This window comes from Gordonia shandongensis DSM 45094, from assembly GCF_000423025.1.
Classification (GTDB): domain Bacteria; phylum Actinomycetota; class Actinomycetes; order Mycobacteriales; family Mycobacteriaceae; genus Gordonia; species Gordonia shandongensis.
In genome coordinates, this window is record NZ_AUHE01000001.1 from 424,081 (window position 1) to 446,704 (window position 22,624).

19 protein-coding genes are annotated in these 22,624 nt (G+C 70.3%); 7 read left to right on the forward strand and 12 right to left on the reverse strand.

The genetic code is table 11. The features are described from left to right. Positions 1-110 precede the first annotated feature (110 nt). Complete coding sequence (locus tag G528_RS0102215) at positions 111-599, reverse strand: hypothetical protein (RefSeq protein ID WP_026917548.1); 489 nt, start codon at positions 597-599, stop codon at positions 111-113. A 201-nt stretch (positions 600-800) separates the two neighbouring features. Continuing rightward, entirely contained in the window at positions 801-3,353 is a 2,553-nt protein-coding gene (clpB, locus tag G528_RS0102220) for an ATP-dependent chaperone ClpB (protein ID WP_026917549.1), read from the reverse strand. Between the two features lie 216 nt (positions 3,354-3,569). On the opposite strand from clpB, the gene G528_RS0102225 reads away from it, so the two are divergent. Further along, the gene (locus G528_RS0102225; protein ID WP_026917550.1) at positions 3,570-4,268 is read left to right on the forward strand and encodes a type 1 glutamine amidotransferase domain-containing protein; all 699 of its coding nucleotides are present in this window, start codon (positions 3,570-3,572) and stop codon (positions 4,266-4,268) included. Positions 4,269-4,335: 67 nt separating this feature from the next. Here G528_RS0102225 and metA read toward each other — a convergent pair whose 3' ends face one another. Both metA and G528_RS0102235 read right to left on the reverse strand, forming a co-directional pair. Further along, a complete protein-coding gene (metA, locus tag G528_RS0102230; RefSeq protein ID WP_026917551.1) occupies positions 4,336-5,241 on the reverse strand; it encodes a homoserine O-acetyltransferase MetA in 906 nt (301 codons plus the stop codon). Positions 5,242-5,322: 81 nt separating this feature from the next. Next, positions 5,323-7,131: an amidohydrolase gene (locus tag G528_RS0102235; protein WP_026917552.1), complete on the reverse strand. Its 1,809-nt coding sequence runs from the start codon at positions 7,129-7,131 to the stop codon at positions 5,323-5,325. 379 nt (positions 7,132-7,510) lie between these two features. On the opposite strand from G528_RS0102235, the gene ilvD reads away from it, so the two are divergent. Next, a complete protein-coding gene (ilvD, locus tag G528_RS0102240; RefSeq protein WP_026917553.1) occupies positions 7,511-9,223 on the forward strand; it encodes a dihydroxy-acid dehydratase in 1,713 nt (570 codons plus the stop codon). Between the two features lie 4 nt (positions 9,224-9,227). On the opposite strand, the gene G528_RS0102245 is transcribed toward ilvD, so the two are convergent. The 3 genes from G528_RS0102245 to G528_RS0102255 all read right to left on the reverse strand — a co-directional run bounded on the left by G528_RS0102245 (position 9,228) and on the right by G528_RS0102255 (position 12,243). After that, positions 9,228-10,082, reverse strand: coding sequence for an MTB12 C-terminal domain-containing protein (locus G528_RS0102245; protein ID WP_245569645.1), 855 nt, complete (start codon positions 10,080-10,082; stop codon positions 9,228-9,230). Continuing rightward, positions 10,082-11,092, reverse strand: a complete 1,011-nt coding sequence (locus G528_RS0102250) for an ABC transporter substrate-binding protein (RefSeq protein ID WP_051198181.1) — start codon at positions 11,090-11,092, stop codon at positions 10,082-10,084. Before G528_RS0102250 ends, G528_RS0102245 begins: the two co-directional genes overlap by 1 nt. Before the next feature lie 71 nt (positions 11,093-11,163). Beyond that, positions 11,164-12,243 (reverse strand): mechanosensitive ion channel family protein, encoded by a 1,080-nt coding sequence (locus G528_RS0102255; protein ID WP_026917556.1) that lies wholly within the window; start codon positions 12,241-12,243, stop codon positions 11,164-11,166. A gap of 173 nt (positions 12,244-12,416) precedes the next feature. On the opposite strand from G528_RS0102255, the gene G528_RS16115 reads away from it, so the two are divergent. Together G528_RS16115 and G528_RS0102265 are read left to right on the forward strand one after the other, a co-directional pair. Further along, on the forward strand, positions 12,417-13,847 hold the full coding sequence (locus G528_RS16115; protein ID WP_051198182.1) for an alpha/beta fold hydrolase: 1,431 nt from the start codon (positions 12,417-12,419) through the stop codon (positions 13,845-13,847). An 80-nt stretch (positions 13,848-13,927) separates the two neighbouring features. Next, on the forward strand, positions 13,928-14,554 hold the full coding sequence (locus G528_RS0102265; protein ID WP_026917557.1) for a TetR/AcrR family transcriptional regulator: 627 nt from the start codon (positions 13,928-13,930) through the stop codon (positions 14,552-14,554). A gap of 57 nt (positions 14,555-14,611) precedes the next feature. Here G528_RS0102265 and G528_RS0102270 read toward each other — a convergent pair whose 3' ends face one another. Next, on the reverse strand, positions 14,612-15,826 hold the full coding sequence (locus G528_RS0102270) for an oxygenase MpaB family protein (RefSeq protein ID WP_026917558.1): 1,215 nt from the start codon (positions 15,824-15,826) through the stop codon (positions 14,612-14,614). A gap of 235 nt (positions 15,827-16,061) precedes the next feature. Here G528_RS0102270 and G528_RS0102275 point away from each other — a divergent pair, with 235 nt between their 5' ends. After that, positions 16,062-16,979 carry a TIGR03564 family F420-dependent LLM class oxidoreductase gene (locus G528_RS0102275; protein ID WP_026917559.1) on the forward strand — a complete coding sequence of 306 codons (918 nt, stop codon included), beginning with the start codon at positions 16,062-16,064 and terminating at the stop codon, positions 16,977-16,979. Between the two features lie 3 nt (positions 16,980-16,982). On the opposite strand, the gene G528_RS0102280 is transcribed toward G528_RS0102275, so the two are convergent. Beyond that, the gene (locus G528_RS0102280) at positions 16,983-18,164 is read right to left on the reverse strand and encodes an oxygenase MpaB family protein (protein WP_084637976.1); all 1,182 of its coding nucleotides are present in this window, start codon (positions 18,162-18,164) and stop codon (positions 16,983-16,985) included. Positions 18,165-18,288: 124 nt separating this feature from the next. Between G528_RS0102280 and G528_RS16120 the strand changes: the two genes are divergently transcribed. Then, positions 18,289-18,894, forward strand: coding sequence for a TetR/AcrR family transcriptional regulator (locus G528_RS16120; protein ID WP_051198183.1), 606 nt, complete (start codon positions 18,289-18,291; stop codon positions 18,892-18,894). Between the two features lie 18 nt (positions 18,895-18,912). Here the strand turns inward: G528_RS16120 and G528_RS0102290 are convergent, their stop codons facing one another. Beyond that, positions 18,913-19,746, reverse strand: coding sequence for a sulfurtransferase (locus G528_RS0102290; RefSeq protein ID WP_026917561.1), 834 nt, complete (start codon positions 19,744-19,746; stop codon positions 18,913-18,915). 110 nt (positions 19,747-19,856) lie between these two features. Here G528_RS0102290 and G528_RS16125 point away from each other — a divergent pair, with 110 nt between their 5' ends. Continuing rightward, positions 19,857-20,474 carry a TetR/AcrR family transcriptional regulator gene (locus G528_RS16125; protein ID WP_051198184.1) on the forward strand — a complete coding sequence of 206 codons (618 nt, stop codon included), beginning with the start codon at positions 19,857-19,859 and terminating at the stop codon, positions 20,472-20,474. A gap of 49 nt (positions 20,475-20,523) precedes the next feature. Here G528_RS16125 and G528_RS0102300 read toward each other — a convergent pair whose 3' ends face one another. Continuing rightward, positions 20,524-21,396 (reverse strand): SDR family oxidoreductase, encoded by an 873-nt coding sequence (locus tag G528_RS0102300; protein ID WP_026917562.1) that lies wholly within the window; start codon positions 21,394-21,396, stop codon positions 20,524-20,526. A gap of 78 nt (positions 21,397-21,474) precedes the next feature. Beyond that, positions 21,475-22,602, reverse strand: coding sequence for an amidohydrolase family protein (locus G528_RS0102305; RefSeq protein WP_026917563.1), 1,128 nt, complete (start codon positions 22,600-22,602; stop codon positions 21,475-21,477). Positions 22,603-22,624 lie beyond the last annotated feature (22 nt).

Sequence of the window (22,624 nt, forward strand, 5' to 3'; positions counted from 1 at the left end):
CCCGCCGCGGACAGTGTCCGCGGCGGGCGTTCTCGTCAGTGGTGACCGTGAGACTCAATGGCGCCGCGAGGCGGGCCGGTGAGATTCAGGGCCACCGCGAGGCGGGCCGGTCAGCCCACCCGGAAGGTCGCCGCACCCGGGAGGTACAGCGTGCCGGGCTGCGTCACGTTCACCTCGCTGAGGCCCACCGAGAGGATCACGCGGCCGGCACCGGGCCTGATGGTCGCGCGCATCGCGGAATCGGGCACCGGATCGAGTTCGCACGCGAGCATCGACGCCGACCCGCTCCGACCGGTGTTCACGTTGAGGTACGAGACGTTCAGCCGGGCGTGGCCGCCCGCCGTCCGGCAGGTGTCCTCGGTCATGTCGGCGCGCAGTTCCACCGCGCCGGGCCCGACGCGCTTGGCCTGCATGCCCACACCGACGCCGTTCGGGATCATCATGAACCCGATCCACATCGCCGTCGGATTCATCATGTCGACGTGCACCGGCGTTCCCTCGGCCGGCGCGGCCTCCGCGGGTGCCGACGCGCCGACGACGGCGCTTGCGGCCACGGCGAGAGCCGCACCGGCGGCTGCGATTCGACGAGTGATCCTCATTGGTTTCTCCCCTTCGTCTGAGTGATCGGGCTCCCCGCATCCCGTCGATGGTTGCCCCTCCACCATGAGACACCCCCGCTAGCTGGGCAAATTCCGTCCGGAATCTCCTCGCGCGTGGCCGGATCGACCCACCCGCAGAACCGACTCGGCCCCGCCCCCGAGTGGACTCGGAGGGCGGGGCCGCCGGGCACCGGACGGGGGTCAGCTGATCGTCAACCCCTCGCCGTCGCCGGTGACGTCGACGTGCACGGGGTCGCCGTCGCGGATGTCGCCGGCCAACAACGCCTTGGCGAGCTGATCGCCGATGGCCTGCTGCACCAGTCGACGCAGCGGACGCGCACCGTACAGCGGGTCGAAACCGCGGTCGGCCAACCACTCCTTGGCCTTCGGGGTCACGTCCAACTCCAGGCGCCGCTGCTCGAGACGCCTCCCGAGCTGGGCGAGCTGGATGTCGACGATCGACACCAGCTGCTCGGGGCTCAGCGAATCGAAGATCACCACGTCGTCGAGGCGGTTGATGAACTCCGGTTTGAACGCCGCGCGAACGGCCGCCATCACCTGATCCTTGTCGCCACCCGCACCCAGGTTGGAGGTGAGGATGAGAATCGTGTTGCGGAAGTCCACGGTGCGGCCCTGCCCGTCGGTGAGACGGCCTTCGTCGAGGACCTGCAGCAACACGTCGAAGACGTCGGGGTGCGCCTTCTCGACCTCGTCGAACAGCACCACCGAATAGGGACGACGGCGCACCGCTTCGGTGAGCTGCCCGCCCGACTCGTACCCCACGTAGCCGGGAGGGGCGCCGACGAGCCGGGCCACGCTGTGCTTCTCGCCGTACTCGCTCATGTCGATGCGGATCATCGCCCGCTCATCGTCGAACATGAACTCCGCCAAGGCTTTCGCCAACTCCGTCTTACCGGTGCCGGTGGGGCCGAGGAACAGGAACGAGCCGAGCGGTCGGTTCGGATCGGCCACGCCGGCGCGGGCGCGGCGCACCGCGTCCGAGACCGCCTGCACGGCGTCGGTCTGCCCGACCACGCGCCGCCCGATCTCCGATTCCATCCGCAGGAGTTTGGCCGTCTCGCCCTCGAGCATCTTGCCCGCGGGGACGCCCGTCCACGACGACACCACCTCGGCGACGTCGTCGGGCCCGACCTCCTCCTTGAGCATCACGTCCTCGTCGAGGTCGGTGCCGGACTTCTCCATCGCGGCCTCCAGGTCCTTCTCGAGGCCCGGGATCTGGCCGTACCGGAGTTCGGCCGCACGCCCGAGGTCGCCGTCGCGTTCGGCGCGATCGGCTTCGCCGCGGAGCTGTTCGAGCTTCTCCTTCACGTCGCGGACTGCGTCGATGGCCGTCTTCTCGCTCTGCCAGCGCGCCGAGAGCTCGTTGAGCTTCTCCCGCTGGTCGGCGAGTTCGCCGCGCAGTTTGTCGAGGCGTTCCTTGGAGGCGTCGTCGGTCTCCTTCTCCAAGGCGACCTCCTCGACTTCCAGGCGGCGGACGACGCGTTCCACCTCGTCGATCTCGACGGGCCGCGAGTCGATCTCCATCCGCAGCCGCGAGGCGGCCTCGTCGACGAGGTCGATGGCCTTGTCGGGCAGGAAGCGGGAGGTGATGTAGCGGTCGGAGAGGGTCGCGGCGGCCACCAGCGCGGAGTCGGTGATGCGGACACCGTGGTGCACCTCGTAGCGGTCTTTGAGTCCGCGGAGGATGCCGATCGAGTCCTCCACCGACGGTTCGCCGACGTACACCTGTTGGAAGCGGCGTTCGAGGGCCGCGTCCTTCTCGATGTACTGGCGGTACTCCTCCAGGGTGGTGGCGCCGACGAGGCGGAGTTCACCGCGGGCCAGCATGGGTTTGATCATGTTGCCCGCATCCATCGCCGACTCGCCGGTGGCGCCGGCGCCGACGATGGTGTGCAGTTCGTCGATGAAGGTGATGATCTGCCCGTCGGAGGCCTTGATCTCGTCGAGGACGGCTTTGAGGCGTTCCTCGAACTCGCCGCGGTATTTGGCGCCGGCGACCATCGACCCGAGGTCGAGTGAGACGACGGTCTTGTTGCGCAGCGATTCGGGGACGTCGCCGGCGATGACGCGTTGGGCGAGGCCTTCGACGATGGCGGTCTTGCCGACACCGGGTTCGCCGATGAGGACGGGGTTGTTCTTGGTGCGGCGGCTCAGGACCTGCACCACGCGGCGGATCTCCGAATCGCGGCCGATCACCGGGTCGAGGTCGCCGGCGCGGGCACGCTGGGTGAGATCGGTGGAGTACTTCTCCAGCGACTGATAGGTGTCCTCGGGGTTCTCGCTGGTCACACGGGCGGTGCCGCGGACGGCGACGAAGGCGTCGCGCAGGGCCTCCGGGGTCGCTCCGGCGCCGCTGAGGATGCGGGCGACGTCGGAGTCGCCGGTCGCCAGCCCGACCATGAGGTGTTCGGTGGAGACGTATTCGTCGGTGAGTTCGCCGGCGAGCTTCTGTGCCGCGGTGATCGCCGTGATCGACTCGCGCGACAGCTGTGGCTGCGCGCTGGTGCTGGCGACCGTCGGCGCCCGGTCGACGAGCGCCGCGGCCTCCCCGCGGATGCGCGCGGGGTCGACGCCCACCGCTTTGAGCAGCGGGGATGCGATGCCGTCGGTCTGCTCGAGGAGCGCGACGAGGATGTGGGCGGGCCGCACGTCGGGGTTGCCCGCGGCGGCCGCGTTCTGGACGGCAGCCTGCAGCGCAGCCTGCGTCTTGGTGGTCGGAGTGAAGCTGTCCACTGACACGTGCCTTTCTGTCGGGTCGAGATCGTTCGATGCGTGAACTTAAGTCTACGAGGCTCAACTGAACCTCACGCTCTGTTCAACCCGTCAGAAGTTGAGTCTATTCCGCTTAGGTTTGCGCTGGGGGTGAGGTGCGCCACGTCAGATGGTCCGGCCGGCGGCGACAATGGACACGGCACACCGATGACCGACCCGTACCGCGAAGGACACCCGATGACCAAGCGCATCCTCCACGTCGTCACCAACGTCGCCCACTACGACGACCCCGCTCACCGCACCGGACTGTGGCTCTCCGAGCTCACCCACGCCTGGCACGTCTTCGACCAGCGCGGCTACCGACAGGAACTCGTCAGCCCGGCCGGGGGCGCCGTGCCCCTGGAGCCCCGTGCACTGAAGTTCCCCAACGACGACAAGACGGCCAAAGCCTGGCGTGCCGACCCGGCGAAGACCGCCCTCCTCGAGAACACCGCGAGCCCCGACCAGATCGACGCGTCACAATACGATGCGATCTACTTCACCGGCGGACACGCGGTGATGTACGACTTCCCCGACAGCGACGGCCTGCAACGCATCACCCGCGAGATCTACGAGCGCGGCGGCATCGTGTCGTCGGTCTGCCACGGCTACTGCGGTCTGCTCAACACGCGGCTCTCCGACGGCACCCACCTCATCGCGGGCCGCGCGATGACCGGCTTCGCCTGGACCGAGGAGGTGCTCGCCCGCGTCGCCAAGCTCGTCCCCTACAACGCTGAACAGCAGGCCAAGGATCGCGGAGCCCGATACCGGAAGGCCGCACTGCCCTTCGTCCCCCACACCGTGACCGACGGCAACCTCGTCACCGGGCAGAACCCGCAGTCGGCCACCGCCACCGCGAAGAAGGTCGTCGAGGCCCTCGAAGCCGGGGCGCGCTGACCGGTCGCCGCCGGCGCTGAACTCGGGCGATCTTCCGGTTCACACGAACCGGAAAGTCGCCGAAGTCTCACGGTTCGAAGGGGACGCGCTGGTACACGCAGTGATTGAGCCAGTTCGCGTACAGCAGCACGCCGTGGCCGCGCCACGTCACCGCCGGCTCACGCCCGGGGTCGTCATCCGGGTAGTAGTTCGCGGGCACCGCCGGTGCGGACTCCACCTCGAGGTCGCGGCGGTATTCGCGGTCGAGAGTGTCGCGGTCGTACTCGGGATGGCCGGTGACGAACACCTGCCGCAGATCGGGGGTCGCGGCCAGCAGGACGCCCGCCTCGTCACCGACGGCCAGGACGTCGAGGGCCCCGGTGGCCTCGATGTCGTCGGCGCGAACCTCGGTGTACCGCGACTGCGGCACGGCGAGGACGTCGTCGAACCCGCGCAGCAGCGCCGACTCGGGCCGCAGCACCCGATGCGGGTACACGCCCGACAACTTCTCCGGCAGCTCGTACTTCGCGACACCGTGGTGCCGATACAGTGCGGCCTGCGCACCCCAGCAGATGTGGATCGTCGAGTAGACGTGCTCGATGCTCCAGTCGAGGATCTGCGCCATCTCCGGCCAATAGTCGACGTCCTCGAAGTCGAGCCGCTCGATGGGCGCGCCGGTGACGATCATCCCGTCGAAATACTGGTCGGCCACATCGGCGAACGTCGCGTAGAACGCCTCCAGGTGCTCCGGCGGCGTGTTGCGCGACGCATGGCTCGCCATGTGCAGCAACGTCACCTCCACCTGCAACGGAGTGCTGCCCAGCACCCGCAACAGCTGGGTCTCGGTGGCCTGCTTGGTCGGCATCAGGTTGAGGATCGCGATGCGCAGCGGCCGGATGTCCTGCGAGCGGGCACGCTCATCGGACATCACGAAGATGCCCTCACCCTCGAGGATCGCGCGAGCTGGGAGATCCCGCGGAATGTTCACCGGCATGCATCAATACTGCCACCGCGCACCGGAATGCGGCCGTCCGGCCTCACCCGACGGGTGATCCCCGCCACCCGGACCGGCGGGTCAGGCCCCGTTCCGCGACCACGCCCGATGACCACCCACCCACGTCTGATGCACGCGCACCTTGTCGAGCGGAGTCGTCAGCGGATCGTCGCCGAGGACCGTGAGATCGGCGAGCAGGCCCGGCGCGATCCGACCCCGATCAGCGAAACCGAGCTGCGCGGCCGCCTCCGAGGTGTACGCGGCCAACGCCTCCCGCGGCGTGATCCGCTCCGCGGGCCCCAACACCGCCCCCGACCCGGTACGACGTTCCACCGCGTCGCGCATCGCCGTCAACGGCTCCAACGGCGTCACCGGGGTGTCGGTGTGCAGCGTCAACGAGATCCCGCCGTCGATGAACGACCGCGACGGCCCCATCGCGGCGGCACGCTCCGGACCCAGGAAGACGTCCCGATGCCGGTCACCCCACACGGCGATGTGCCGGGAGAACACCGACGCCGTGATCCCGAGCCGCTTCATCTCGACGATCTGCTCGGGATGCACCACCTGGCAGTGCTGCATCATCACCCGGACACGCCGTGACGTCGCCGCACGCGCCGCCTTCGTCGCCGCGATCACCGCGTCGACGGCCGCGTCACCGTTCGCGTGGATCGCACTCGGCAGGCCGTTCTCGGCGGCCATCACCATCAGTTCGGTGAGCTTCGGGACGCTGGTCCGCAACTTTCCGCGCGGCCCCTGCGGCGCCCCGCCCGACGGCAGCGTGTGGTACGGCTCGCGCAATGCCGCCGTCCACCCCTGAATGGAGCCGTCGGCGAAGCCCTTGACGCCGATCGTCTCCACCCACGGCGCCGCGTTCGGCTGATCGGCCAACGCCGCCCGGAGGTCGGCATTCGACGCCGCCGACAGCCACAACCCCATCCGGCACGCGAGGAACGGCGTGGCCGCCAGCGCACTGTAGGCGATCTTCAGGATCGGGCTCACCGACGCGTCGAGGGCCGTCGAGACCCCGTTGCGCAGCGACCGCTCCATCGCGTCGCCGACGACGTTGAGGAGTCCCTCCCCAGCGAGGGACGGCAGCGCCGAGGTCATCGCCTTCTCGACGACCGACTCGTACAGCATCCCGTCGAGGGAGCCGTCGGCCCGGCGCCCGTACTCGCCGTCGTGCGGATTCGGCGTCGACCGGGACAGTCCGAGGGCGCGCAGCCCGGCCGAGTTCACCGTCGCGACGTGGATCGAATTGTGCACCACCATGATCGGGTCTCGGCGCGACACCCGGTCGAGCTCGGCCATCGTCGGGAACCGCTTCTCGCGGACCGCGGTGTCGTCGAACAGGGTGCCGATGGTCCAGAAGAATCCGGGGAACGGCTTGGGCGTCCCGACGTCGGCGCGCAACCGGTCGAGCACCTGCGTGATCGACCGCATCCGCCCGAGCGGCGGCGACGACAGATCGACCGTGAGCGCCCCGTACATCCCCTCCAGCAGGAAGTGCCCGTGCGGATCGATGAACCCGGGGACGACGGTGCGGCCGTTCATCCGCGTCACCTCCCCGCCGCCGCGACGGCGCAGCGACCGCAGCACGGCTGCGTCGGATCCGACCTCGACGATCCGGTCGCCCTCGATGAGGATCGCCTCCGCCGCGGGCCGCCCGTCGGTCATCGTCAAGACCGAGGCGCCGACCATCGCCCGCCGCGCGACCGGCCGCGGACGCGGCGCCAACGGAGCCGCCGACGCGACGCCCGCCGCCCCCGGCGCACCGGCCCCGGCGGCCACCGCACCCGCCGACGCCGCCACGGCGGCCGCGAACTTCAGGGCGTCGCGCCGCGAGAACCTCGCGGGGCTCAGCCACGAGATCGTCTCGCATTCGTCACACATCACTGCACCTTCCACTCGCTCGACCGCCGCGCACGGGTCGCGGGAACACGGTGCGGACAGCGGTGTGGATCGTCACTGTCGCGGGGGTGTCGTGCGACTCGGCTCACCCGAGAGTAGCCAGCCCCCTCGGGCTGACCAAGCCGCGCGAAAGCCTGCGGGGAGGACACCGAAAACCACCCATGAGCTGCTGTTAAGCAGCCCATTCCCGATGTCGTCGGCGCGAATGGCGGTCGCGGAATCTACGGTCAGCATCGTGGCCGGATCGCCCACACGAACCCCCGTCGACGGGCTGCGGCGCGCGGCGGCGCGCGGACGCAGCGGGCACCGTGCCCCCGACCGATCGGCGACGCACCCGCGGACGGACTCCTATCGTGGAGGCATGGCTGACACGAATCACCCCGAGAATCCGGACATCAAACCGCGGAGCCGCGATGTGACCGACGGCCTCGAACGCGCGGCGGCGCGCGGCATGCTCCGCGCCGTCGGCATGGGTGACGACGACTGGGCCAAACCGCAGATCGGCGTCGGCTCGTCGTGGAACGAGATCACCCCGTGCAACCTGTCGCTCGACCGCCTGGCGAAGGGCGTCAAAGAAGGCGTCCACGAGGCCGGCGGCTACCCGCTGGAGTTCGGCACCATCTCGGTGTCGGACGGCATCTCGATGGGCCACGAGGGCATGCACTTCTCGCTCGTCTCCCGCGAGGTGATCGCCGACAGCGTCGAGACGGTGATGAGCGCCGAACGCCTCGACGGGTCGGTGCTGCTCGCCGGGTGCGACAAGTCGCTGCCCGGGATGCTCATGTCGGCGGCGCGCCTCGACCTCGCGTCGGTGTTCCTCTATGCGGGTTCCACGCTGCCGGGTTACGCCACCCTGTCGGACGGTTCCGAGCATCAGGTGACGATCATCGACGCCTTCGAGGCGGTCGGCGCCTGTGCGCGCGGGTTGATGAGCCGCGACGACGTCGACACCATCGAACGCTCCATCTGCCCCGGCGAGGGCGCGTGCGGCGGCATGTACACCGCGAACACGATGGCCAGCGCCGCCGAGGCGATGGGGATGTCGCTGCCGGGCAGCGCGGCGCCGCCGGCCCCGGACCGCCGCCGCGACCGGTATGCGCGCGAATCGGGTGCCGCCGTGGTGGAACTGCTGCGCCGCGGCATCACCGCCCGCGACATCATGACCAAGGAGGCGTTCGAGAACGCGATCGCCGTCCTGATGGCGTTCGGCGGTTCCACGAACGCGGTCCTTCACCTGCTGGCGATCGCCGCCGAGGCCGAGGTGGAACTGTCGCTCGACGACTTCGCCCGCATCGGCGCACGCGTCCCGCATCTGGCCGACGTGAAGCCCTTCGGCGCCCACGTGATGACCGACGTCGACCGCATCGGCGGCGTCCCGGTGATCATGAAGGCGCTGCTCGACGCGGGTCTGCTGCACGGCGACTGCCTCACCGTGACGGGCCGGACGGTCGCCGAGAACCTCGCCGACATCGCGCCGCCCGACCCCGACGGTCTCGTGCTGCGGGCCCTCGACGCGCCGATCCATCCCACCGGCGGTATCACGATCCTGCACGGCTCCCTCGCCCCCGAGGGGGCGGTGGTGAAGTCGGCGGGATTCGACTCCGACGTCTTCGAGGGCGTCGCGCGGGTCTTCGACCGTGAACGCGCCGCGATGGACGCCCTCGAGGACGGCACCATCACGGAGGGCGACGTCGTGGTGATCCGCTACGAGGGCCCCAAGGGTGGTCCCGGCATGCGGGAGATGCTGGCGATCACCGGCGCCATCAAGGGCGCGGGCCTCGGCAAGGACGTCCTGCTGCTCACCGACGGCCGGTTCTCGGGCGGCACCACCGGACTGTGCGTGGGGCATGTGGCGCCCGAAGCCGTCGACGGCGGTCCGATCGCGATGGTCCGCGACGGCGACCGGATCCGCCTCGACGTCGGTGCGGGCACCCTCGACCTGCTGGTCGACGCCGACGAGTTGGCCGGACGCGCAGCAGGTTTCGAGCCGTTGCCGCCGCGCTACACCCGCGGGGTGCTCGCCAAGTACGCCAAGCTGGTGACGTCGGCGTCGCGGGGCGCGGTCTGCGAGTAGGGCGTCACAGGTTGCACTCCTGCTGCGAGTAGGCGGCGATGGCGCACACCGACTTGTTGGTGAGCTTCCACGCGCCGTCCTTCCACACCCAGGTGAGCGGGATGTGGCGGGTCCCCATCGTGGGCACCGACATCTGCAGGCGCGCGGTGGCGGTGGTGCCGTTCACCTTGAGCGGGCCGACGATCTTGTAGGTCAGTCCGGTGTACGCGTACTGCTTGGCGAGTTTGAGCACCTTCGATATCGGTGTCACCGCAGCGGTGCCACCTTCGAGCACGGCGGCCTTCTGGGCGGTCGACGACGCCCCGGACAGGGTGGAGAGCTGACCGTTGAACATGGCCAGCGTGGGCGTGGTCGGCCCGCCGTCGTTCGACGACCGGGTCGCGGGACTCGGCTGCGACGGGTTCTGGTCGGGTGCGCCGGCGCCGGACGGCGGTGCGGTGCCCTCGGGGGCGTCGTCGGCGACGGGGGTGTCGTCGGCGGGTGTTTCGGGTGCGGTCGCCTGCGCGGGTGCGGCCGGGGTCTGGGCGTCGCCCAGGTTGACCACGGTGGCCGGCGATGCGTCGGCTGCGGTGCGGGCGGGCGACCCGCTGACCATGACGCCGACGAGTCCGATCGACACGATCAGTGCCGAGATCACCGCAGCGACGCCCGCCGATGCGAGCACGGTGGACCATTGGATTCCGCTGCCGCCGGGGGCGGCCGCGTCTTCACGGTCGACGCCGCCGTCGCGGTTCACCTCGTCCTCGCTCGTCACCCCGTCGTCGCCCATCACTCCGTCATCGTTCATCACCCCGTCGTCGCTCATCACCCCGTCGTCGCGCATCACCCCGTCATCGCTCATCACCCCGTCGTCGCGCATCACTGGGCCACCTTCGTCAGGACGGGCCGCAGCACGTCGAGCATGTGCGGGATCGACAGCGCCGTCGGCTGGTTGAGGCCGGTGATCTCGGCCAGGCTCAGCTCGGCGACGGCGTGGCTACGGACGGCCCGCAGCGACGAGTAGCCGGGCAGGCGCACCAGTTGACGCTTCAGCGCCTGGTTGCTCGCGGTGACGGCGAGCATGTCGGCGTCGAGCATCGGCACGTTCTCCGTCGAGATCGGGAAGCGGGGTTGTTTGTTCTCGGCGAACTCCGCGGCGAGCTTCGGCGCCACCTCGAGCCCGAGTGATGCGAAGAGGACGCCCGCGCCGTCGGTCGGATCTGCCATCACCTGGATCTCCTCGGAGGAGAACATGAAGGCCAGCGAGTACGTCTTGCCCCGCAGTCCGGGGAGGTCCGACTTCACCTTCTCGATCCGGCCGTCGACCCCGGCGGTGATCTTCTCGGCCTTGTCGGTCTCGCGGGTGAGGGTGCCGAAGAGGGTCACCTGGTCCTGCCACGGGTCGATCTGTTTGCCGGTGATGCCGGGGATCGTCGGCGCGATGTCCTTGACCTTCGCGAAGTTGTCGGGCTGCGCGGCGGCCATGAACTTCTCGGCCAGGATCAGGTCGGGGTCGAGTGCGGCGATCTCGGCGACGATGTTCTCGGGGTCGATCTTCTTCGAGTCGGCCAATCGGTCGCCGACCCACGGCGCGGTGGTCCCGGAGACGACTTCGGACTGGTCGAGGTAGCCGACGGGGGTCACCCCGAAGGCGAGCGCGGTGTCGATCCACTGGCTGCCCAGGGTGACGATGCGCTTCGGGATGCCGGTGACTTGGACGGATCCCTGCGCGGTGTTCACCTGGATCATCTCGCCGGTCCGGTCGTCGTCGGGTGGACTGCAGGCGGTCAGGGCGGCCGTCGCGACGAGCGCGGTGGCCAGGAGGGCGCCCAGCGGGGCCCGTGAACTGCGTCTGCGGCGACGCGGGAGGGACGATCGAGCACTGTTCATGGGGCAATAGTATAGGTAGGCAACCCTTAATTAGGACAGGGTGCCCTCAATGCCCGGTCGGGCTCGGCTCCTCACTCCTGCTTCTCGGCCACCCCGCGCAGCGGCGTCACCGGCAGACCGCCCGGATACGGCGCATCGATACCCGCCTCGTCGAACGCCAACCGGATGCGTCGCCGCAGCTCACGCTCGGTGGCCCAATGCGTGTTGGCGCGCGTCACCGCCGTCATCCGCAACGTCCACGAGTCGGCGTCGAGCTGGTTGACACCCTGCAGCTCGGGTTTGGAGAGCATGTTCGACTTCATCGGCTCCTCCCGCACGGCCGCGCGGGCGGTGTCGAGCGCGATGCGGCACGCCTCATCCACATCGGCGGTGTACGAGACCGGGATCTCCAGGAACGCCACACCGAAGTCCTGGCTGTAGTTGCCCACCCGCATGATCTCGCCGTTACGGCAGTACCAGAGGGTTCCGTGCAGATCGCGGACCGACGTCACCCGCAGGCCGACGGTCTCGACCGTTCCGGAGGCCTCCCCGAGATCCACCCAGTCGCCCACCCCGTACTGGTCCTCGAAGAGCATGAACAGCCCCGACAGGAAGTCGCGGACCAGCGCCTGCGCACCGAAACCGAGCGCAACGCCGACGATGCCCGCCGATGCGATGAACGGCGCCACGTTGACGCCCAGGATGCCGAGCGTCTGCAGGATCACCCACAGCAGGACCAGGAAGGAGACCAGCGATTTGAGCACCGACCCGATCGTCGCGAGCCGCTGCGCACGACGTTCGTCACGCTGCTGTTCGGCCCGCGCGTCCTCGGCGCTGCGGTGCCGCAGATTCTTGCGGAGCAACGCCGCCGTGAGCCCGCTGCCGTCATCGGCTCGCACCTTCTGCTTCCCGGGCGCCGCGGCCGCGCTCTCGTCGGCGACCTGCTGCGCATCGGCCTCATCGGCCTCCTCGCGACGCCGCCGACGCCGCAGCGCACGACGCCGCGTGCGCGACGACCCGCCCCGCTCCGGCGGGCGCGTGATGTGGTCGATCGCGCGGTGCAGCACATACCGCACCACCAGCGCGAGGACGATGTAGATCGCGATGTGGACGGGCTTGTCGATCAACCAGTCCCGGCTTGTGTCCGTGAGTCGAAACGCTAGCTCGTTCATGTCACGATGCTACGGATCGCCGACGGCGGGACCCCGCGGCCGGCTGCCCGACGGTGCCGAATCTCACCGGCGCATCCGCCGCGAGGATGACACCTCCGGGATGACGCGGGCCGCCGGAGAATACATCCGCGCGCCGATGTGCCCGCCGGGCCCCGACGGCTGTACTCGAAGGCATGAGAAACGCCCTCACCTCCGCCCTCTCCACGCTCATCGCCGCGGCCGCACTCGCATCGGTGGCCGCATGCACCCCCGAGCGGTCGCCGGACGACGCCTACCACGGCTACGAGATCACGTGGGACGACTGCAGCGACGAACGCCGTGACAACCTCAGCGACACCGTCCGCTGCGGAACCATGACGCTGCCGGTCGACTGGAGCCGCCCGTCGGGCGACACCTTCACCACGCACGTCTACCGCCAGGCGGCCGACGGTCCGCGGCGGGGAACGATCATGTCGTTCCCGTCGGGCCCCGGCTCGACGGCAGACGTCGGGCTCACCGAGCTCGCCGACCTCGCACCGGGATACGACTTCGTGGGCATCGACCCGCGCGGCGTCGCCGACACCGCCCCGGTGCAGTGCTCGGCGTCCGCCATCCTGAAGGCTCCGCTGGTGACGCCCGCCGACCCGGCGGCGTTCGCCCGCACCCGGGACGCCCGCACGGCGATCGCCCCGAGCTGCGTCACCGAGCCGGCGTCGCTGCGCGACCACATGGACGCCTACAGCAACGCCAAGGACGCCGAAGCGTTCCGGCAGGCGCTCGGCGGCCACCGGGTGGTGACGACGGGCACGTCGTACGGCACCCTGCTGGCCTTCCGGTACCTGGAGCTCTTCGGTCACCACGCGGCGGGCGCCGTCCTCGACGGAGTGATGAATCCCGGCGAGGACCCGGTCTCGTTCCAGACGGTCGCGGCACGGGGCGACCAGGCCGGATTCGACGAGTTCGCCGCATGGTGCCGCACCGACCGCCGGTGCACGGTCCCGCACCGCGACGCCGCCCGCACACTGGCGACGGCACGTCGCGTCGCCGACCGCGGGCTGATCCCCGGCGTCGACGCGATGGGCAGGCGGTGGGCCGGCGCCGGCGTCCTCGCCGAGGTCCAGACGTCGATCGGCAACGACGACTTCCCGGCCGCCGCCCGGACACTGGCCGAGCTCGCGGCCCGGCGCAACCCGATCCGCGACCACGGGACCGCGATCGCCGAGGGCACCCTGCTGCCGTACCCCGACGTGATCGTCTGCTCCGACTTCGACCTCGGTATCCGTGACGCCGACACCGCCCGGCGGACCGCGGCGGCCGCGGCCCGCGGGAACGCCCAGATCCCCTACTCCACGAATGCCTACGCCTACTCCGTGGTGTGTTCGGGAGCCCCGCACCCGGCCGAGTCGGCGGCCAACCCCGTCACGCTCGGCGGCGACGTCTCGGTGATGCTGCTCAGCCACCGGATCGACACGGCCACCCCGATCGCGTGGGCGCAGCGCGTCGAGCGGGCGCTCGGCGGCCGGGCCCGCCACCTCGTCGTCGACGGTGTGGGGCACGGCGGGTCGATCCGCGACCCCGCGGTGCGCGCGGCCGTCACCGACTACCTGCACGAAGCCGCGGTGTGAGGGGCGGCGAACACGCACGGTGAGCCGCAATTCACCAAGCGGGGGCGGCCGTCGGGCGATGAGATTAGACTCATCGCCCGATGGCCCCCCTCACTGCTCCCCGACGGCGAGCCGAACATCTCGGCCCCGAGCGCCGACGTCCACAGATCCTGGACGCGGCGCTCGACATCGCTGTGTCCGACGGGATCTCCGCGGTGACGATCGCGTCGGTCGCCGACCGCATCGACGTCACCCGGCCCGTCGTATACGCGTGCTTCAACAACCGCGTCGACCTCATCGCCGAGTTGGTGACCCGTGAGGAGAACCGGCTCCGCGAGTCGGTGGGGTCGGTGCTGCGGCGGCGCGCCGTCGACGCCGACGCCAATGTCTTCGCCGACGGATTCCGCGCCCTGCTGCACAGTGTCGCCGAGCAGCCTCGGGCGTGGCGTCTGCTCTACGGCTCGCCCGACGCGGAGGTGGCCGAACTGTTCGGGCGGGGCCGAGCCGAGGCGGTCGCGCGATGCATCCACCTGATGCGGCCGACGCTGCACGCGTGGGGGATGTCCGCCCCCGATGTGGACCGGAAGCTGCTGGCCATGGTGGAACTGTGGGTGTCGGTGGCCGAGGGCGGTGTCCGCACCCTCCTCGCCGACGACGCGTGGACGCCCGACGATCTCGGCGAATTCCTGGGCGAGATGGTCTACCGGTCGCTGCGCGCCGCCGTCTGACCGGCCCCGGGCCGAGAGACCCCGGCCCGACAGGTCCCGGCCTGCCACGTCACCCCGTCAGCGCCGCAGGGCCTTCGTGGCGTCGAACGCCGCCTCCCGGTGACCCATGTGCCACGAGTGCCACCGCCGCCAGCGGCGCAGTGAGCCGCGCTGCCACCACCGGTCCAGCCCGGGCACCACATGTCGGAGCACGTCGATCGTCGCGATCAGCGGCGCCCGCCCGACGAGCATCACCAGGCCGGGGATACCGCTGGGCAGCCGGTATCTCCGCCGGTTCCACGGCAGCATGAACAACCGGGTGTAGCCGGCCTGCAGGTGCAGGTGCAGCAGTGCTCGCCACCGGTCGACGCCGCGCATCCCCGGCGGCGGCTCGAACGACGGCACGAAGGCCTCGACGAGTTCGGGGCCGAGCGCCCCCGAATCGTGTTTGCGGGTGGCGTCGAAGTAGAACAGCAGCCGGAGTCCGTCGGCGTAGGTGCGCGGATACATGTCGTCGACGCTGCACCCCACGAGGTGGCCGAGGTAGCGGTTGAAGTGCAGGACGGCGCGCGCCTCGGCCGGGGTGGTGAGGAAGCCGAGCGCGGTGAGGCCGAACGCGGGCCCCACGCTGCCGCCGAGCAGCGTGAGCATCATCTCGCTCTGGCTGATCGGCAGGCCGTGGCGGTCGGCGTCCCACTCGGGGTGTTCGGCGACGCGGGCGCGGACCGACACGTGCATGACGCGGAGCTTCAGGGACACTTCGCGGGCCGTGGAGCCCGGGGTGAGAACGGCGCCGGGACGGCAGACCTCGAGCCACCATTTGCTGGTCTCGAGGTACCGGTTGAGCGCGCTGGCGCCGGCGTAGCCGCCCGACAGCGACAGCGGCACCGCGAGGGATCCCTCGGTGTAGGTGTCCATGGTTCCGGCGTTTCCGACGGCGCCGAGACTGTATCCCCAGCGCCGCCACACGGCAGCGCCCTGTTCGATGAGGTCGGGGTCGACCCAGTCGGGGATGGTCTCGAACTCGGCGAACAGCTCCCGCATCGACTCCGGCGCCTCGGGGACGTTGTCGATGCCGACGCGCAGCGCCTCGTCGAGCAGTTCGCGGGCGCGGTCGCCGCCCATCGACCCGTGGTAGGTCTCGGCGACGAATCGTTCGGCGACGGGGTCGCCTGCGGTGTGCCCCGCCAAAAAGGCGCGCTGCACGGCTTCGGTGGGCAGCAGGTCGATGCCGGTGGTCTTCTTCACGCGGTCGCGGAGCTTCTGGTGCGCGGGTGAGATCGTCAGTTCCATCGTGTGCCCCCTGTCGGTCGTCGGACGACTCCAGCGTACGACGCCGGAGGCCATGTATGAGACTGATTCGACAAATAGTCTCATACATCGGTGCTCCCACCCGCCTGTGATCTCATCCGTCTGTGATCTCATCCGTCTGCGATCCCACCGGCCTGGCTTCCCACGCGGGTCGCACTCCCCGACCCTTCGGCGTGGGGGAGACTGGCGTGAACGCCCCCGACAGTCAGGATCGATCATGGACGTCAGTCTCGTCTGGACCATCAACGCGCGCACCGCCTCCATCGACCGGGCGGTCGCCTCCCTCGCGGAGATCCGCGACGAGGGCTTCGGGCGGGTGTGGTGCACGCAGATGCCCAACGAACCCGATGCGCTCACGATGCTCACGGTCGCCGGCCGCGAAGTCCCCGACATCGAGTTCGGCACCAGCGTCCTGCCCATGCAGGCACAGCACCCCATGCTGCTGGCACAGCGCGCCCTGACCACGTCCGCGATCCTCGGCGGCCGCCTGCACCTCGGTCTCGGGCTGAGCCACCAGGTGGTCACCGAGGGGATGTGGGGCATCTCGTACGGGCGGCCCGTCCGCCGCACCGAGGAGTTCCTCGACGGCCTCCTGCCGCTGCTCGCCGGCGAGAAGGTCAGCACTGCGGGCGAGATCCTCACCACCCGCGGCGAACTGACGATGGCCGACATCGCCGCACCGCCGGTCTACCTCGCCGCCCTCGGACCGAAGATGCTCGGCGTCGCCGGTCGCCGCACCGCGGGCACCGTCACCTGGATGACCGGCCGCGCGACACTCCGCGACCACATCGTGCCGTCACTGCGTCGTGCCGCGGTCGACGCCGGCCGCGCCGAATCCGACGTCCGGACCGTGGCGATGCTCCCGGTGAGCGTCACCGACGACGCCGCCGGGGCGCGCGCCGCGGCGGCCGAGACGTTCGCCATGTACAACGGGCTCCCCTCGTACCGGGCGATGCTCGACCGCGAGGGCGCCGACGGACCGGCCGACACCGCCTTCATCGGCGACGAACACCGCGTGGCCGAGCAGATCACCGAACTCGGAACGTTCGGCGTCGACGAATTCGTCGGCATCCTGTTCGACCGCGACCCCGAGGCCCGCCGCCGCACCCGCGCCCTCCTGCGGAGCATCGACTGACGGTCAGCCCATCGGGCAGCCGCCCCGATACTGTTCCGGCACGTCGAAATCGTCCAGACGGTACCGGTGGTAGAAGTCCAGCAGCGGTCCGCGCTGACGATCGCTGCGGCGCTCCGCCCGCCGCAGCCGTGCCCTGCTGCGCGCCGACCCGTCGAATTGTTCGCGGGCGGCCTCCACCCGGAGCCGGTTGTAGAGCATCGGCTCCACCCGGAGCCGGTCGGGCAGTGCCCGCCACGCCGTACGGAGCAGTCCCGAATACACCGCGAACTCCCAGTCGTGGCGGCGTCGCAACTCGAAACCGATCATCTCCAAGACCTGCGGGTGCATGATCTGAGCCGAGCAGATCTGCACCACCCGCCCGAGGAGCGGCCGGATGGCCGCCCACGGCAGCGCCACGACCGGACGCAGCACCGGCGGGAGGATGATGGTGGGAAGCGGCAGCCGGGTGAGGCCCGAGAACTGGTCCCGAAGGAAGCCGTTGGACTCCAACTTCGTGGTGACGACGTCTTCGTAGTAGGCGTTGAACGCCGCGTAGTCGAGGGGCAGACGACTCCGCTTACTCGGCAGTTCGAGATCGGTGAACAGATACCGCAGGTACTGGTAGGCGGCTTCGGCCTCGGCCGGACGCAACGCGCGCCCGGTAGCGACCGGGAACGACACGAGGAGCGAGTGGATCGTGCTGGCCATGATCCACATCCACAGGTCGGGGTCGAGCGCGCTGTAACGCACCCCCTCGTACTCACCGACGCCCGTGCCGTGCACGGGCCGATGCTGCTCGATCAGCCACTCGCTGGCCGCTGCCCGTTCCTCGGCGTCGCCGACCAGGACCGGGATGCCGGTGAAGGCGCTTCGCAGCGCGCGGTCGGTGAAGTTGTCACGGAACCGGCGAGTGCGGTCCACCGACGCGGCCACCGGCACGTACGCGACCTGGTCGTAGAGGACGCCGGCGAAGACTCCGGTGAAGACGCTGCCGACGTGCCTCCGGAAGTCGGCCATCACGGCCGACCGCAGGTGGGGACCGACGAGCAGTGACGCTCCTTCGGAGTCGTCGACGAGCCCGGGCACCGGGTCGATCTGAGATTCCGTGTCGATCTCGCGTGCGGGGTCGATCCCGCGCGCGGTGTCGATCTCCGTTGCGGGGTCGACGGCCTCCACTGCGGGACCGTTCTCGGATGTTGTGGTCATGCCCCCTCCTTCGTGTGCACCGCGGGGATGTGCCACCGCGGCATGATGTTAGTGAGTTAGTAGTTCACTAACATCGTAACCACCGGGCAGGGGTGGCGCGCAACCCGCATGCGAAAATCGAGGCATGACCGTCGATGCCACCGACCAGCGAATCCTCGACGCCGCCCTGGACGTCATGATGGAGTTCGGCATCCGCCGCGGCGCCGTCGAAGAGGTCGCTCGCCGCGCAGGCGTGTCGCACATGACCGTCTACCGGCGGTGGTCGACCAAACGCGACCTGCTGACCGCCGTGTTCATGCAGATCGCCGACGAGGTGTTCGCCGAGGTCGACGCCGAGGTCTCGACCATGACGTCGATCGAAGACCAGTTCATCTCCGGATTCGTCGCGATCTACTGGCGGCTCGGCCGCCATCGGCTGGTCTCCCGACTACTGGAGACCGACCCGGAGACGACCCTCCCGGCCCTCACCACGGGAGCGGGTCCGATCATCGAACTGGCGACGGACTATCTGGCCGCCCACCTGCGCAACGGCGCTCAACGCGCGGGCGCGGCCATCGACGATCCCCGCGAGACAGCCGAGATCCTCGTCCGCCTCTGTCATTCGCTGGTGCTGACCGACCGCGCCCACGATCGCCTCGACACGCGGGAGGCCGCCGAACGCTACGCGCGACAGCGCCTGCTGCCACTGGTCCCGGAGATTGCCGCCCACGGCCACCACCCCGCGCCCTGACGCCGCGGACGGGACCTCTCAGTCGGTCGCGACCGGCCGCGACTCGTCGGCCGACCACTGCGAATACGACCCCGGATACAGGGTCGCCGGGAAACCGGCGATCGCGAGTGCCGCGATCTCGTGGGCCGCGGTGACACCCGACCCGCAGTAGACCACCGTCGGTCGCTCGCCGACGCCGATTTCCTCGAACCGTCGCCGCAACCGGTCGGCGGGCAGGAAGGTGCCGTCGTCGGCCACATTGGCTCCGGTCGGCGCGTTGACCGCACCGGGGATGTGGCCGGGACGCGGGTCGACGGGCTCGGACTCGCCGCTGAAGCGTTCCGGCGCCCGCGCATCGAGCAGCAGCGTCGCGTCCGGGTCGACGTCGTCGATGTCGACGGCGGGCAGCTGTCCGGCCGAGAGGACCACGGAGCCGACGCGCGGCGTCGCATCACCGGTGGAGAGCCGCATGCCCGCCGACCGCCACGCCCCCAGTCCGCCGTCGAGGATGCGCACGTCCTGCACGCCCGCCCATCGCAGCAGCCACCAGGCGCGGGCCGCGGCCCTGCCCGCCCAGTCGTCGTACACGACCACGCGGTCGCCGACCGTGACGCCCCAGCGCCGCGCGGCCTCCTGCAGATCCTCGATCGCCGGCAGCGGATGCCGCCCCGCGTCCGGTGTGGCCGGCGCCGCCAGCTCGGTCTCCAGGTCGACGTACACCGACCCGGGCAGGTGCCCCTCCCGGTAGTGGGCCGCACCGTCCGGGTCGCCGAGCCGCCACCGCACGTCGAGCACCACCGGCGGATGCGCCGACAGCATCGCGTCCACCAGATCGTCGACCGTCGTCAGCACCGTGTTCTCGGTCGTCGTCATCGTGCCTCGCCTCGTCTCTGCGCATTCGCCGGATGATCCCGTCTCGACTCTAGGCCCGCACCGGAATCCGGCGGACTCGACCGTCGGGCGAGGCATGCGACAATCGGGCCATGTCAGTCCCCGACCGCGCAGACCCGGCCACCGGAACCGTTGATCGCCTGCGCTCCCGTTTCCTCGACGCCGGCATGCGAGTCCTGGCGCGCGACGGGTACGGCGGTTTCAAACAGGCCGCCGTCTGCGCCGAGACGGGCCTCACCACCGGCGGTTTCTACCACGCCTTTCGCAGTTGGAAGGACTTCGAGGCGGCACTCATCGCCCACTGGGAGGTCGAGTCCACCGCGAGGGTCGTCGACCAGCTGCGCGGCATCCACGGTGCCGAAGCCCGCGCGCGGGCCCTCCTGCGGGCGGCCGTCGACCTTCCGCACGCCACCGAACGCGCGCTGCGGGTGTGGTCGGCCAAGGCTCCCGCCGTGGCGGCGGCGGTCGCCGAGATCGACGCGACTCGCCGTGCGGCGATCGCCGAATTCACCGCGGACCTGTTCGACGACGCCGATCACGCCGCGGACTGGGCCGCGCAGTCGATGATGATGCTGATCGGCTACCAATGCTCCACCGACATCTCGCCCGACACCTTCGCGCGGGTCCTGACGCGGCTGCTCGACGACATCCTCGCCGCACCGCGGCGGTCACCCGATTCGGGCGGGGCGGTGGCCCAGATGTCCCAATAACCCAGAGGCCCCAGTAGTCAGAGGCCCGAGTAGTCAGATGTTCCAGTAGTCAGATGTCCGAGTAGTCGGCCACCTGACCGCGCCGCGGCGCCTCCCGCAGCAACCGCAGCATGCGGGGAACCCCGCGCACCGGCAGCCGCGCCGGCCACGCCGTCGGACGCAGCAGCGCCTCGGTGCCGCCGTCCACGGTCACCACGCTGCCCACCATGAAGTCCGCGGCCGGCGAGAGCATCGTCATCACCCAGTCCGCGAGGCGCTCGGGCGTCCCGTACTCCAGCGCGGGCACCGGGTACGAGCGCACGTGCCTGCCCGACCCGCTCGCGAGCTGCGCCCGCAGCAACGGCGTGAGCACCGGACCCGGTGCGATGAGGTTCATCCGGATGCCCGCCCCCGCCCACTCACGCGTCACGGCGGCCCGCCGGACCCACCGGCTCACCGCGAGTTTCGACGCCGCGTAGGCGACCGGGGCCGACAGTGCGCCCAGCCGCCCGATCCAGCGCGCGGCCCGCTCCGTCTCGCCCCGCTCGAGCAGACTCACCACCCGGCGCGGCACGAACGGGGTCGACGTGGTGGAGTTCGACCCGAACACCACCACCTTCGCCTTGTCGGCGGCGGCGAGCTGCGGCCGCAACGCTTCGAGCAGCGCCGTCGCTCCGAGGACGTTGACCTCCACCGTGAGCCGCTCGCGGCCGCGGATGGCTCCGACGCCGGCGGCCATCACCGCGCCGTCCAGCACGCCGCCCGACCGCTCCCGGATCGCGAGGATCGCCGCGGACCGTCCCTCCCGGGTCGCCAGGTCGGCCACCACGTCGGCGCCATCGGCGACGTCGACGCCGATCACCTCGTGCCCGTCGGCGCGGAGCCGATTCGCCACCTGCTCGCCCATGCCCGACGCCGACCCGGTCACCAGAAAACCGCCCACAGATCCACCTCGCTCATCGGTGGAACCCGTGTCGGTGCCACCCGGAGTTCCAGTTCTACAGGCCCCGCCGCAACCGTGTCAGGAGTCCAGCCGATACACCCGCCGCGCCGTCTCGGCGAACAACTGCGTCACGACGTGCTCACCGCGGTCGCCGAGGACGTCGAGCAGCGCGCCGGCCACCATCCCGATCGGCGCATTCGGCTTGTCGACCGGTGAGTCCGATCCGAACATCACGCGGTCGGGCCCGAAATGGTCCACCACGTGCAGTACCAGCGGACCGATCATGTCGGCGAGAACCCGTCTGCTGCCGATGTTGCCCGCCGTCTCCCGGCCGTAGCCGAGCACGCCGAGCCCGAGGCCCGACACCTTCACCACCACGTTCGGGTTCTGCGCGATCATCGTCATCCGTTCGCGCCACAGATTGTGGATCTCGGCACGCGCCGCGGCCGTGGTGCCGGTGCGTGCGCCCGTGGGCCCGAAGATCCCCGCCGGCAACCCGAGGTGGTCGATGACGATCGTCGTCTCCGGGAACCGACGCGCCAGCAGATCGAGCTGTCCGAGCTGATGGGAGTACGCGAGGGACACGAAGCTCAGACCGCGGTCGGCGAGCGCCTCGAAACCGGTGAGGAAGGCCGTCGACGCCACGAAGTCGGGTTCGGCGCACCAGTCGAGGAGATCCGGGTCCGGATGCTGCGCCCATTTGACGCGCACCCCGCGCACTCGGTCGGACTCGGCCAGCTGCCGGTCGAGGTGCGTCGCGAACTGCGGGTGCCGCGGATCGGCGGCCGTGACGACGGCACCCAGCCGCGGGCCATGCGTCCCATTGGGCAGACCGGTCACATACGTCAGCTCCGCGGCGGCACGCGCCATGACGACCTCGGGGTCCGGTTCGGGCCGCCACTGCGATTCGACGGCGACGACCTGCTCGGTGCCGACCCCGGTGGACGCCATGAGGTTGCCGACGTCGATCGCATACTGCGGCGGCTCGTACGCTGCGCCGAGGACCGCCGGATCGATGAGGAGACGACGCTCGTCGGGATCGGTGAACCGCGCCGAGGCCCGCAGGATCGGACCGGGGACCAGTCGACGCATGGGCAGCGCCGCGATCCGCGCGAAGCGGGCCAACGCCCACGACGAACGCGTCGGATCGAAGTAGTGCACGTGCGCATCGACGATCCCGGGCAGCAGTCCGTCGAGCGTCGTCACATCGCATAGAGTGCCACACCGC